Source organism: Pantoea sp. Fr-CA_6, assembly GCF_024520895.1.
Classification (GTDB): Bacteria; Pseudomonadota; Gammaproteobacteria; order Enterobacterales; family Enterobacteriaceae; genus Pantoea; species Pantoea agglomerans.
Window position 1 is genome coordinate 311,531 of the sequence record NZ_JALNPO010000005.1, and the last position, 11,952, is coordinate 323,482.

At 56.1% G+C, this 11,952-nt stretch carries 13 protein-coding genes; 5 read left to right on the top strand and 8 right to left on the bottom strand.

Features of this window, described 5'->3' with window-relative positions; genetic code table 11:
- Positions 1-217: 217 nt before the first annotated feature.
- Entirely contained in the window at positions 218-739 is a 522-nt protein-coding gene (zur, locus tag NR201_RS12160; protein ID WP_256849809.1) for a zinc uptake transcriptional repressor Zur, read from the top strand.
- 73 nt (positions 740-812) lie between these two features.
- Here zur and NR201_RS12165 read toward each other — a convergent pair whose 3' ends face one another.
- The 4 genes from NR201_RS12165 to NR201_RS12180 form a co-directional block, all read right to left on the bottom strand.
- The gene (locus tag NR201_RS12165) at positions 813-1,025 is read right to left on the bottom strand and encodes a CsbD family protein (protein WP_033770834.1); all 213 of its coding nucleotides are present in this window, start codon (positions 1,023-1,025) and stop codon (positions 813-815) included.
- A gap of 167 nt (positions 1,026-1,192) precedes the next feature.
- Positions 1,193-2,515: an MATE family efflux transporter DinF gene (gene dinF, locus NR201_RS12170; RefSeq protein WP_256849810.1), complete on the bottom strand. Its 1,323-nt coding sequence runs from the start codon at positions 2,513-2,515 to the stop codon at positions 1,193-1,195.
- Positions 2,516-2,615: 100 nt separating this feature from the next.
- A complete protein-coding gene (lexA, locus tag NR201_RS12175) occupies positions 2,616-3,230 on the bottom strand; it encodes a transcriptional repressor LexA (RefSeq protein ID WP_010252231.1) in 615 nt (204 codons plus the stop codon).
- A gap of 105 nt (positions 3,231-3,335) precedes the next feature.
- Positions 3,336-3,704, bottom strand: a complete 369-nt coding sequence (locus NR201_RS12180) for a diacylglycerol kinase (protein WP_010252234.1) — start codon at positions 3,702-3,704, stop codon at positions 3,336-3,338.
- 128 nt (positions 3,705-3,832) lie between these two features.
- On the opposite strand from NR201_RS12180, the gene plsB reads away from it, so the two are divergent.
- Entirely contained in the window at positions 3,833-6,256 is a 2,424-nt protein-coding gene (gene plsB, locus NR201_RS12185) for a glycerol-3-phosphate 1-O-acyltransferase PlsB (RefSeq protein ID WP_010252237.1), read from the top strand.
- 63 nt (positions 6,257-6,319) lie between these two features.
- On the opposite strand, the gene ubiA is transcribed toward plsB, so the two are convergent.
- From ubiA to NR201_RS12205, 4 genes are all read right to left on the bottom strand, one after another.
- On the bottom strand, positions 6,320-7,204 hold the full coding sequence (ubiA, locus tag NR201_RS12190; protein WP_022625214.1) for a 4-hydroxybenzoate octaprenyltransferase: 885 nt from the start codon (positions 7,202-7,204) through the stop codon (positions 6,320-6,322).
- A 10-nt stretch (positions 7,205-7,214) separates the two neighbouring features.
- Positions 7,215-7,727, bottom strand: coding sequence for a chorismate lyase (gene ubiC / locus NR201_RS12195; RefSeq protein ID WP_010252243.1), 513 nt, complete (start codon positions 7,725-7,727; stop codon positions 7,215-7,217).
- Positions 7,728-7,813: 86 nt separating this feature from the next.
- A complete protein-coding gene (gene psiE, locus NR201_RS12200) occupies positions 7,814-8,224 on the bottom strand; it encodes a phosphate-starvation-inducible protein PsiE (RefSeq protein ID WP_010252246.1) in 411 nt (136 codons plus the stop codon).
- A gap of 71 nt (positions 8,225-8,295) precedes the next feature.
- Complete coding sequence (locus tag NR201_RS12205) at positions 8,296-9,003, bottom strand: UTRA domain-containing protein (protein ID WP_172608729.1); 708 nt, start codon at positions 9,001-9,003, stop codon at positions 8,296-8,298.
- A 206-nt stretch (positions 9,004-9,209) separates the two neighbouring features.
- Between NR201_RS12205 and NR201_RS12210 the strand changes: the two genes are divergently transcribed.
- Genes NR201_RS12210 through NR201_RS12220 form a run of 3 tightly spaced genes read left to right on the top strand, consistent with a single transcriptional unit; the run spans position 9,210 to position 11,946 of the window.
- On the top strand, positions 9,210-10,271 hold the full coding sequence (locus NR201_RS12210) for an ABC transporter substrate-binding protein (protein WP_010252250.1): 1,062 nt from the start codon (positions 9,210-9,212) through the stop codon (positions 10,269-10,271).
- Between the two features lie 20 nt (positions 10,272-10,291).
- A complete protein-coding gene (locus tag NR201_RS12215) occupies positions 10,292-11,104 on the top strand; it encodes an alkaline phosphatase family protein (protein ID WP_045140868.1) in 813 nt (270 codons plus the stop codon).
- Positions 11,101-11,946: an ABC transporter permease subunit gene (locus NR201_RS12220; protein ID WP_010252254.1), complete on the top strand. Its 846-nt coding sequence runs from the start codon at positions 11,101-11,103 to the stop codon at positions 11,944-11,946. The genes NR201_RS12215 and NR201_RS12220 overlap by 4 nt, the downstream gene beginning before the upstream one ends.
- The last annotated feature ends 6 nt before the right edge of the window (positions 11,947-11,952 follow it).

The window sequence follows — 11,952 nt, forward strand, 5'->3', positions numbered from 1 at the left end:
AACTCAGTGAGATGCAAAGCAAAATGCCAACAAATTCCGCTTCAGGTGGATTCAGAATGGATCTGATTTGTCGTCAGATTTGAGATAGAAGACGGCTTAAATTCTGAATGTGCTGCTTTATCAGGCAAATGATGCTGTTTTTTCAGACGAAAACCAACCTCAGCGCCGCGAAACTATGTGTGATAAAATAACATCACTTATCCAGCGGAGAATTTTCATGACAAACATGACGTCGCAGCAAATTTTGATTCAGGCCGAAAAGATGTGCCTGCAGCGCGGTGTGCGTCTGACTTCGCAGCGTGCTGAAGTGTTGCGCCTGATGGCCGAGCAGCCTGGCTCGATCAGCGCCTACGATCTGCTGGATCAACTCCGGGTCAGCGAGCCACAGGCCAAGCCACCCACGGTTTACCGGGCGCTCGATTTCCTGCTGGAGCAGGGTTTCATTCATCGGGTGGAATCCAACAACAGCTACGTCATGTGTCACCATTTTGAGGCACCAGCACATACATCGGTGATGCTGGTCTGTGACCGCTGCGCCGCCGTTACAGAGAAGCAGGCGCAGGGCGTAGAGAAGATTATTGCTGGTCTGGCAGGTGAAGCGCAGTTTGTATTACGCCACAGCGTGATTGAAGCGCATGGTTTATGTGAAAATTGTGCTGCGGTTGCAGCCTGTACGCACCATGAAAGCTGCGAGCATGACCATCAGGATGAGGGTAAAAAGCGGGGGAAACGCGGGTAATCGGCACATCCTTGTGCGGTTCCGGTGAGGGCCCACCGGAACACATTCAGCTGATTATCAAGCTATTGTCTGATTACCAGCGGTGGTCTTTGTTCTGACCTTCCCAGTCGCTTACTTCGCGCTCGGCTTCATCTTTGGTAGAGCCGTAACGCTCCTGGATTTTACCGACCAGCTGATCGCGTTTACCTTCGATAACCTGCATATCATCGTCGGTCAGCTTGCCCCATTTCTCTTTCATTTTGCCTTTGAACTGCTTCCAGTTGCCGCTTGCTTCGTCTTTATTCATGGCAGACCTCCAATCCTCGGGTTTTAATGATTATCTTGCTACTTAACAAAATAACGATACAAAGCGCTGGTTAACTGCGCTGCATAGAGTTAATTGTAGTAGCCAATTTCTTAACCGTGGAATAATACAGAATAATCCGTATCGGCTTGCGTGCAGCCACTGCTGACTCATGCATCAAACCAGCTGTTCTGACGCCAGTACTTACGCCAGATGAGCCACAGCGACAGGCCGCGCAGCGCCAGGAAAACCGTGACTGCCAGCCAAAGACCATGGTTACCCAGCACCGGTACGCTAAGCAGCGTCAGAAAATAGCCGGCTGCGGCAACTACCATGCTGTTACGCATCTCGCGCCCGCGCGTCGCCCCGATGAACATGCCATCCAGCAGATAACACCAGACACCGATCAGCGGCATTATCATCTGCCAGACCAGATAGCGGTCCGCTGTCTGCTGGAGTGACTGAAGAGAGGTCAGCAGGGTAACGATTTGCGGGCCAAAAATGGCATAGATCAGCGAGAAGAACAGCGCCACCACCACCGCCTGCCGACAGGCAGAGTGCCAGACGCGCAGGAGTTTGCTGCCATCTTTTGCACCATGCGCCTCACCCGCAAAAGCTTCAACCGCATAGGCAAAGCCATCCAGCGCGTAAGCCGTAAAAGTGATGAACATCAGTAATACTGCGTTAACCGCCACCACATCCGGACCCAGCCGGGCACCCAGTACGGTCAGCGAGGCGAAACAGAGCTGCAGCATCAGAGAGCGCAGCATGATGTCCCGGTTCAGTCGCAGCAGCCGGCCGCTGTCACCGCGCCAGCTCTGCTTCAGCAGGCTAAGCGTAATTCCGCGCAGTTTTAACACCCGCCAGACCATGATGCTGCCGACAACCAGCGTAATGTATTCCGCCAGCGCCGTGGCGGTTGCCGCCCCCGCGACACCCCAGTGCAGCCCCATCACCAGCCAGAGATCGAGCACGATGTTAACCAGGTTGCCCACCACCAGCAGGATCACCGGCGCGCGTGCATACTGCACGCCCAGCAGCCAGCCCAGAATGACCAGGTTTGCCAGCGTGGCAGGCGCACTGAGCCAGCGAATCTGAATAAACAGTGCCGCCTGTTCGAGTACATCGGGATTGCCGCCAACCAGATGGGTCGACAGCTGAATAATCGGATAACGCAAAGCGATGAACAGTACGCCCGCCAGCAGCGCAATGATCAGCGGCTGAGTCAGCGCGCGTGCCAGCGCCATTTTATCGCCAGCGCCAAATGCCTGCGCCGTAAGGCCAGTGGTACTCATTCGAAGGAAAAGCAGCAGCATAAAGAGGAAGCTGGTCACTGTAGTCCCGACCGCAACCCCGCCAAGATAGACAGGGCTGTCGAGATGACCAATTACTGCAGTATCGACCACTCCCAGTAAGGGAACGGTGATATTTGAAAGGATCATCGGCAGCGCAAGCCGCCAGAGATTTTTATCGGTTGCCGTAATAAAGCGCATTCGCCGTTCCGTGCTCAGTGTCGCTGCGCAAAAGAGGCAGCGACAAAATTAGGGCAGACAGAATAGCATCAGAGAAGGCGAATGCACGCTGGCAGAAGAATCAGAGCCACTCGCCGTTGCGCACCACGCCAACAGCCAGACCTTCTATGGTCAGTGACTGCGCACGGGTATCGACAACAATCGGGTCAAAATCGCTGTTTTCCGGCAGCAGATGCACGATAGCACCCTGCTTTTTCCAGCGCTTAACGGTGACTTCATCATCAATGCGGGCAACCACAACCTGGCCGTTACGCACATCCTGGGTTTTATGCACCGCGAGCAGGTCGCCATCCATAATCCCGATATCTTTCATCGACATTCCGCTGACGCGCAGCAGGAAGTCAGCAGACGGCTTAAACAGGCCCGGATCGACCTTGTAGTGGGTTTCGATATGTTCCTGCGCCATGATCGGCTCACCGGCAGCAACCCGGCCAATCAGCGGTAGCCCTTCTGAGGCTTCTTCTTCCATTAACAGTCGAATGCCGCGCGATGCACCGGAAACGATCTCGATGACGCCTTTGCGCGCCAGCGCTTTCAGATGCTCTTCTGCCGCGTTCGGCGAACGGAAGCCCAGCTGCGCGGCGATCTCGGCACGCGTAGGCGGCATGCCTGTTGAAGAAATATGGTCGCGAATCAGGTCATAGACCTGCTGCTGCCTGCTGGTTAATGCTTTCATCCCGCCCCCTGGTTGTTTATACAGTCGCTGTGAGTATATACAGGTATTGGTGAAATGGAAACCGATTGTCAGGGAAAACGCGCCCTCAGACGCGTTATGGAAGGCTTATCGCAAATGTGTCCAGAGCAGCGCGATCCAGACGAAGAGTGCCAGTAAGATGCTGATCAACACCGCCGCCGAGCCCATGTCTTTTGCCCGGCCCGCCAGCGGATGATGCTCCTGACCGATGCGGTCGACCACCGCTTCAATGGCGCTATTGAGGATTTCGACAATGACCACCAGCACCACCGCCCCAATCATGAGGATGCGGGAGACCACATCGACATCCAGCCAGCACGCGATAACAATAGCAGCCAGCGCAGCCAGCGCTTCCTGCCGAAACGCCGCTTCATGTTGCCAGGCGGCACGCAGTCCCTGCCATGAGTAACCTGCAGCTTTTACTATTCTGATAAGTCCGGTGGCATTATTTGCCATGATGTGGGAACCCTTTCATCGGATTGACGTCAATGTCTGGGCTGCGTGCAATTGGCACCACCACAGATCTTCGCTGCGCTTTCTGGTATGCTTGCGGCGCTTTGCTAACAAGAGGCTTCATGTTGTCTATGTCAGGTTGGCGTAAACTCTATTACAAACTGCTTAATTTACCACTGTCGTTTTTGGTAAAAAGTAAGGCCATTCCGGCCGATCCCGTGTCTGAACATGGTCTGGATCCGACCCGACCTATTATGTATGTTTTGCCTTACGATTCGAAGGCCGACTTACTGACTTTACGCGCACAGTGTCTGCGGCATCATCTGCCCGACCCGCTCACTCCGCTGGAGATTGATGGTTCTCTGCTGCCGCGCCACGTCTTTATCCACAATGGCCCTCGCGTCTTCCCCTATTTTGTGCCCAGCGTTGAATCCGTGAAAATTTTTCACGATTACCTGGACCTGCATCGCAATAACCCTAAGCTGGATATTCAGATGCTGCCGGTCACGGTGATGTTTGGCCGCGCACCAGGACGTGAAGTCCAGGGCGAAGCAACGCCACACCTGCGGGTGCTGAACGGGGTGCAGAAGTTTTTTGCGGTGATCTGGCACGGGCGCGACAGTTTTGTCCGCTTCTCGCCGACGGTGTCGCTGCGCCGCATGGCAACTGAACACGGTACGGATCAGTCGATCGCCCAGAAGCTGGCTCGTGTGGCGCGCATTCATTTTGCCCGCCAGCGGCTGGCGGCGATTGGCCCGCGCTTGCCGGCGCGTCAGGATCTGTTTACTCGTCTGCTGCAATCCAAAGCGATTGAAAAAGCAGTAGAAGATGAAGCTCGCAGCAAAAAAATCTCCCATGAGAAAGCGCAGCAGAACGCCGTCGAAATGATGGAGGAGATTGCGGCAAACTTCTCCTATGAAGCCATCCGCGTAACTGACCGCGTGATGGGCTGGCTCTGGAGTCGGCTCTATCAGGGCATCAACGTCAATGGCGGCGAAAAAGTCCGCCAGCTGGCGCAGGATGGCCACGAGATTGTCTATGTGCCGTGCCATCGCAGCCACATGGATTATCTGCTGCTCTCCTATGTGCTCTATCATCAGGGACTGGTGCCGCCGCACATCGCAGCCGGGATCAATCTCAACTTCTGGCCAGCCGGCCCGATTTTCCGTCGCCTGGGCGCTTTCTTTATTCGTCGTACCTTTAAAGGCAACAAGCTCTACGCCACGGTATTCCGCGAATATCTCGGCGAGCTATTCACCCGCGGCTATTCGGTTGAGTACTTTGTCGAAGGTGGCCGTTCACGAACCGGTCGCCTGCTGGACCCTAAAACGGGCACCTTAGCCATGACGCTGCAGGCGATGCTGCGCGGCGGAAATCGCCCGATCACGCTGGTGCCGATCTATATCGGCTATGAGCACGTGATGGAAGTGGGCACTTACGCTAAAGAGCTGCGCGGCGCGGCGAAAGAGAAAGAGGGCTTCATGCAGATGGTGCGCGGCTTACGCAAGCTGCGCAATCTCGGTCAGGGTTACGTGAACTTTGGCGAACCCCTGCCGCTGGTCAACTATCTCAATAAGCGGGTGCCGGAATGGCGCGATGCCATCGATCCGATTGAGCCACAGCGTCCCAGCTGGTTAACCCCAACCGTCAACGATATTGCTGCCAGCCTGATGGTGCGTATCAATGAAGCGGGCGCGGCTAACGCCATGAACCTCTGTGTCACCGCCCTGCTGGCGTCACGTCAGCGCTCACTAACCCGTGAACAGCTGATTGAACAACTGGAGTGCTATACCCAGTTGCTGCGCAACGTGCCTTACTCGCCAAATGCGACCGTACCCGATCTTTCAGCGGAAGCGCTGCTGGATCACGCCATGGGTATGAATAAGTTTGAGAGTGAAAAGGACAGCATTGGCGACATCATCATTCTGCCGCGTGAGCAGGCGGTGCTGATGACCTACTATCGCAACAATATTCATCACATGCTGGTGATGCCGTCGCTGATTGCCGCTATTGTTCAGCAACATCAGACGCTGAGCGAAGCAGAACTGCTGCGTCAGGTGAGCCTGATCTACCCGATGCTGAAGAGTGAGCTGTTCCTGCGCTGGCAGACCGATGAGCTGCCACAACTGTTGACCGAACTGAGTCAGGAGCTGGCGCGTCAGGGCCTGATTACGCTCGAAGCTGGCGAATTGCGCTTTTCCTCAGCGCGCTATCGCACGCTGCAACTGCTGGCCGCCGGTGTGCGTGAAACACTGCAGCGCTATGCTATTACGTTCTCCATTCTCAGCGCCAAGCCGACGATTAACCGCGGCACGCTGGAGAAAGAGAGCCGGACGCTGGCACAGCGTCTGTCGGTGCTGCACGGTATCAATGCCCCGGAATTCTTCGACAAAGCGGTCTTTACCTCACTGGTCCTGACCCTGCGCGATGAAGGGTATATCAGCGACAGCGGTGATGCCGATGTTGCGCAGACCCTGGCGACCTGGCATATGCTGGCAGACCTGGTCACCAGCGATGTCCGTATGACGATTGAAACCGCTGTGGCGCACGACTGACCCCAGCGCGCATAGTAAAAAGGCGACCTCATGAGGTCGCCTTTTTTGTGCCTGAATCCCCTGTCAGAACAGCTGGCTGAACGGCGGGGTGTTCATCAGCACACCGAGGAACAGCACCATTCCGACATAGTTGTTATTGAGAAAAGCCTGGAAACAGGGTTGCCGCTCGCGTCCGGCGATCAGCTTCTGTTGATAAACAAACAGCGCGGCGGCCAGTAATAGCGTCCAGTAGAAGGCGCTGTTCAGATGCAGCATGAGGCCAACCAGCGCCATCAGCAGCAGCGTCGCCAGTTGCAGCAGACCAATGATTAGCTTGTCGAAACGGCCAAAGAGAATCGCGGTCGACTTCACGCCAATCTTCAGGTCATCATCCCGATCCACCATCGCATACTGAGTGTCATAGGCGACCGTCCAGCAGATGTTGGCGATGAATACCAGCCAGCAGACCAGAGGTAAGGACTCACTAACTGCAGACCATGCCATGGGAATCGCCCAGCCAAAGGCGGCACCCAGCACTACCTGCGGCAGGTGGGTATAACGCTTCATAAAGGGATAGACCCAGGCCAGCGCCAGCCCCACCACGGAGAGCATAATCGTCATCATGTTCATGGTCAGCACCAGCGCAAAAGCCGCCAGAGCCAGGATCACGAACAGCAGCTTAGCCTCTTTTGCACTCACCGCGCCGCTGGCCAGTGGCCGATGCTTCGTGCGTTCGACATGACCGTCTACTTTGCGATCGGCGTAGTCATTGATCACACAACCAGCTGCACGCATCACGATGACCCCGGCAACAAACACCGCCAGCACCGGCAGCGGCGGGATCGCCATGTCAGCCAGCCATAATGCCCAGAGCGTTGGCCACATCAGCAGCAGCGTACCGATCGGCTTATCGATACGCATCAGGCGCGTGTAGGCCCGCCATTTATTTATACTTAAGCTATTTTGCACCACAGGATCCTCAGACCAGATCGCGATAGAGAGGCGATGCCGGTAAAAACAGTTCAGTCAGCAGCAGCGGTTTGCCGGAGAGACGCAGGCGTGAACGTCGTCCCCACAATCCCTCCACCTGCCCCGGCTCAATAAAATCGCGGGTCAGCGTTGAAGAGGAGAAGAGATAGCGACCCAGCGGCCGGGTGCCCAGCTGCTGCAGCATCGCTTCTGGCCCGTTAAGGGTGCTTTCCGGCACCAGCGTACGGCCAGCCAGCCAGGGCTGATCGTCGCCGAACAGCAACACTTCACGCAGCCAGAAGCGTTGATCGTCTGGCAACAAGCCCTTTTCATCACCCAACTCGCTGGCGTCGATAAAGCCTTCACGCAGCGGCTGAACCGTGACCCGCTGACAATGTTGTTCAAAACGGCGCGTCATTGAATCCTCCTCCATCAGCCAGTCGAGCAATGGCGGCGCAAGGGTTGCCTGCGACGGAGAAAGCCAGTTGAGCGCACGTAATAAGCTGAGCGCGTCTTGCGACATAGCACCACTCCCAATAATTTTCAGGACGCTAGTTTAGCGCAGAGACGCGATGCGAACACCTGCCGTCATGACAGACGGCAGGGAGATTACTCGCGTTTCAGGCGGTTGCTGTTTGCCAGCCACAGAGTGATTACCAGAATCAGAATCGCCGCAGAGTAACAGAGCGTATCGAAGGGATTTTTATGGTCGACGATAATCAGGCGGATAATTGCCGTGATACCGATATAGACAAAATAGCGCAGCGGAAAGTGATATCCCGACTGAAAGTACTTAACAATCAACGCAATAAATTCGAAGTAGAGGAAATAAATGACAATCCCCTCAATCAACAGATAGGAGGATGACTGCTCGCTGGTGTTAAACAGCACGTTTGCCAGATGGATAGTTTCTTTGCCTAAAAAGACGATCAGGATGATCGCCAGACTCAGCAGACCCAGATTCAGCACCCATTGCAGTACCGTTGCAAGGTGGCGGGCCAAAGGATTTTTGTCACTCATGTTGCGCCTTAAAAAAGGAGTTGTTAGCGCGCGATATCATGCGCGAGTGTGACGCAAATCACAATAACTCCTCAGGCCTCCACATCAACACAGAGCGCATCGTAACGCCAGTATTCACAGTCGCAATCAATCACCTCTTTTTGCTGGTTGCGATTGATGCGGGTGATCAACAAACCAGGGCTGCCCGGTGCCACATTCAGCATGGGTGCGGCGACCTCCGGCAGCGGGCCGGGCAGGATGGTGAAGCGCGCGCCGCCGTAACGAATGCCGTAGCGCTGGTCATAGAGATCGGTCAGTGAGCGGGTCAAATCTTCATCAAGCAGACCAGGGAAAAAACGCGGATTGAGGTAGTGTTCAACATAGAGCACCGCACGCCCGTCGATGCGCCGCAAACGGCGGATGCAGTACACCGCCGAACCGGATGCCAGCCGCAGCGCCGTCGCCACGCTGTCGTGCGCCGCGACCTGTTCGGCGGCGATGACCTCGGTGGCCGCCTGCCGTCCCTGCTCCATTGCCATGGCATGAAAGTGGCTGTGATGCAGCGGGTTATAGATCAGCCGCGGCGGTGCGATAAACCAGCCGCGACGCAGTTCCCGGTAGATCATTCCCTGGGCTTCCAGCTTGCCCAGTGCTTCCCGCAGGGTAATCCGGGTCGTGCTGAACGCTTCGCTTAAGGCACGCTCCGCCGGCAGTCGCCCGGCGCTGAACTCTCCGGCCTGAATGCGCATCAGCAAGACGCTGGCGATCGCATCCGCCGTTTTGAGTGCTATCGACTCCACAACAGTAGCCTCATTTTGGTGCGACTCCGCACTCTTACTGTTCAGGTAAACGCACCTGTGACAGGCGAACGGGTCACATCTTTCATCACCCATCCCCCGCACAGCGCCGCCCTGTCATAAATCGTTCATATACAGGGGCTACATTGGCTCGGTTCTTGCTGGACTAGACCAGCCAGGCCCATCAACTTACACCCGGAGCAACTGAGATGAAAGCGTTTATCGCCTCTGTAGTAGCCAGTGCTGTAGTGCTCACCCTGCCCGTTGCGCAGGCCGCCGATAACGACCTTGCCGCCCTGGAAAAAGCGGCACGCAGTGAAGGCCAGGTCAACAGCGTCGGGATGCCGGATAGCTGGGCTAACTGGAAAGACACCTGGAACGACATCAGCAGCAAATATGGCCTTAAGCACAGCGATACCGATATGTCATCGGCGCAGGAGCTGGCGAAATTCGATGCAGAGAAAGAGAACGCCAGCGCTGACATCGGGGACGTGGGTGCCGCCTTTGGCCCGATCGCTGTCGCTAAAGGTGTGACCCAGCCCTATAAACCCACTCACTGGGATCAGATTCCGGCCTGGGCTAAAGATAAAGATGGCCACTGGGCGCTGGCCTATACCGGCACCATCGCCTTCCTGATCGACAAGCAGCAGGTTAAAGATATCCCCCACAGCTGGGCCGATCTGAAAAAAGGTAAGTATGTGGTTACTATCGGTGACGTCGGCGTGGCAGCTCAGGCGGCCAACGGCGTACTGGCGGCAAACTACGCCTTAGGTGGCGATGAGAAGAACCTGAAACCGGCGCTGGCTTTCTTTGCCGATCTGGCTAAACAGGGTCGTCTTGGCGTTACCGATCCGGTGATTGCCAATATCGAAAAAGGCGAAGTGCAGATGGCGGTGGTGTGGGACTTTAACGCCCTGAACTACCGGGACCAGATCGACAAAAACCGCTACGAAGTGGTTATCCCGTCTGATGGCTCCGTGACCTCCGGCTACACCACCGTCATCAACAAATATGCGAAACACCCTAACGCCGCAAAACTGACGCGCGAATATATCTTCTCAGACCAGGGACAGATCAATCTGGCGAAGGGCTATGCCCGTCCGATTCGTGCTGAACATCTGACGCTGCCAGCGGACGTTCAGGCTCGCCTGCTGCCGCAATCTGAATATAAAAATGCCCGTCCGGTGAAGGATCAGGCTGCCTGGGATAAATCGTCGAAAATGCTGCCGCGCCTGTGGCAGGAAAACGTCATCATCAACATGCAGCAGTAATTCGCGGCAGGGAGAACGGAATGAAGACCATCCTGGTAGTGCTGGACGGCCTGAGCAATCAGGTCGCACAACATGCAATGGGTTACCTGCATGCCGAATGTTCGCAGGGCAACGGGTTTTATTACCGTATGACCTGTGAATTACCCTCGCTGTCACGCCCGCTTTATGAGTGCATTCTGACCGGTGTTCCGCCGGTCAGAAGCGGCATTATTCATAATGGCGTCAGCCGGTTAAGCCGAGAGCGTAGCATCTTTCACTTTGCGCGAGCGGCGGGACTGACGACTGCGGCGGCGGCCTACCACTGGGTGAGTGAGCTTTATAACCGAACGCCGTTCGTTCCGGCGCGCGATCGTCACACTGACGCGCCGGACCTGCCCATTCAGTATGGCCATTTTTATTCTGACGATAGCTATCCCGACTCGCATCTGTTTGAAGATGCAGAGAGCCTGCGGCTGCGTCACGATCCCGATTTTCTGCTAATCCACCCGATGAATATCGACGATGCCGGTCATAAATCGGGCCTCTCTTCGCCACAGTACCGCAACCGGGCACGCATCGCAGACGGCCTGCTGTCGCAGTGGATGCCCTTGTGGCTGGCTGAGGGCTATCAGGTGATGGTGACCGCCGATCACGGCATGAATGACGATCGCTCCCACGGCGGCATTCTGCCGGAAGAGACCACGGTGCCGCTGTTTGTCTTTGGCCGGGCTTTCTCGCTGCAGCCTGACCTGGCACCGCAGCAGACCGATCTGTGCGGCACGCTGTGTGAACTACTTGAGGTGGCGCATGACAAGCCGGTCTGTCGCGGCCTGCTGGCGGAGTCGAAGAGATGAGAGGAAAAGGAGTCGCGCTGCTGCTGCTGTTACCGTTCACCCTGTTCTGGGTCGCCTTTCAGCTGGCACCGCTGTTGTGGATCGCCATTAACAGCTTCTGGAGTGAGATGAACAGCCAGTGGGGCTGGGATAACTATCAGGACATTCTCACCTCGCCCTTCTACCAGCAGGCGTTTCGTTTTTCGCTGGATATCTCACTCTGGTCAAGCGTCTACGGCTTACTGATTGCACTGGTCACCGGCTATTCACTGCATCAGCTCGGCGGCGGGCGACTGCAGCGCTTTCTCATCGCTTTTACCAATATGACCAGCAACTTTGCGGGTGTCCCGCTGGCGTTTGCCTTTGTGATTCTGCTGGGGCTGAACGGCTGCCTGACATTGCTGTTGCGCCATTATGGTCTGGTTGAGAGCTTCAGACTCTTCTCGCGCAACGGCATGGTGCTGGTCTACACCTGGTTCCAGATCCCGCTGGGCGTGCTGCTGCTCTACCCGGCGTTCGACGGGCTGAAAAAAGAGTGGCAGGAGTCCGCTGCGCTGCTGGGTGCCAGCCGCTGGCACTACTGGTGGCATATCGGCCTGCCGATTCTGTTTCCGGCGCTGCTCGGGACCTTTGTGATCCTGCTGGCAAATGCACTGGGCGCTTACGCCACGATTTATGCCCTGACCACGGGTAATTTCAACGTGGTGCCGGTGCGCATTGCCGCGCTGGTCTCCGGCGATATCTCGCTGGATCCCAACACCGGTAGTGCGCTGGCGATGCTGCTGGTGGCGATTATGGCGCTGATTACCCTGGTGCAGCAATATCTGGTGCGCCGTAGCTATCTCAATGCGAAACAGCCATGAAAGGAG

Excerpts from the sequence above, each read along its gene's own strand:
- plsB (WP_010252237.1), top strand. The coding sequence starts at position 3,833 with ATGTCAGGTTGGCGTAAACTCTATTACAAACTGCTTAATTTACCACTG.
- NR201_RS12165 (WP_033770834.1), bottom strand. The coding sequence starts at position 1,025 with ATGAATAAAGACGAAGCAAGCGGCAACTGGAAGCAGTTCAAAGGCAAA.
- zur (WP_256849809.1), top strand. The coding sequence starts at position 218 with ATGACAAACATGACGTCGCAGCAAATTTTGATTCAGGCCGAAAAGATG.
- psiE (WP_010252246.1), bottom strand. The coding sequence starts at position 8,224 with ATGAGTGACAAAAATCCTTTGGCCCGCCACCTTGCAACGGTACTGCAA.
- NR201_RS12180 (WP_010252234.1), bottom strand. The coding sequence starts at position 3,704 with ATGGCAAATAATGCCACCGGACTTATCAGAATAGTAAAAGCTGCAGGT.
- lexA (WP_010252231.1), bottom strand. The coding sequence starts at position 3,230 with ATGAAAGCATTAACCAGCAGGCAGCAGCAGGTCTATGACCTGATTCGC.
- ubiC (WP_010252243.1), bottom strand. The coding sequence starts at position 7,727 with ATGTCGCAAGACGCGCTCAGCTTATTACGTGCGCTCAACTGGCTTTCT.
- NR201_RS12210 (WP_010252250.1), top strand. The coding sequence starts at position 9,210 with ATGAAAGCGTTTATCGCCTCTGTAGTAGCCAGTGCTGTAGTGCTCACC.
- NR201_RS12220 (WP_010252254.1), top strand. The coding sequence starts at position 11,101 with ATGAGAGGAAAAGGAGTCGCGCTGCTGCTGCTGTTACCGTTCACCCTG.
- dinF (WP_256849810.1), bottom strand. The coding sequence starts at position 2,515 with ATGCGCTTTATTACGGCAACCGATAAAAATCTCTGGCGGCTTGCGCTG.
- NR201_RS12215 (WP_045140868.1), top strand. The coding sequence starts at position 10,292 with ATGAAGACCATCCTGGTAGTGCTGGACGGCCTGAGCAATCAGGTCGCA.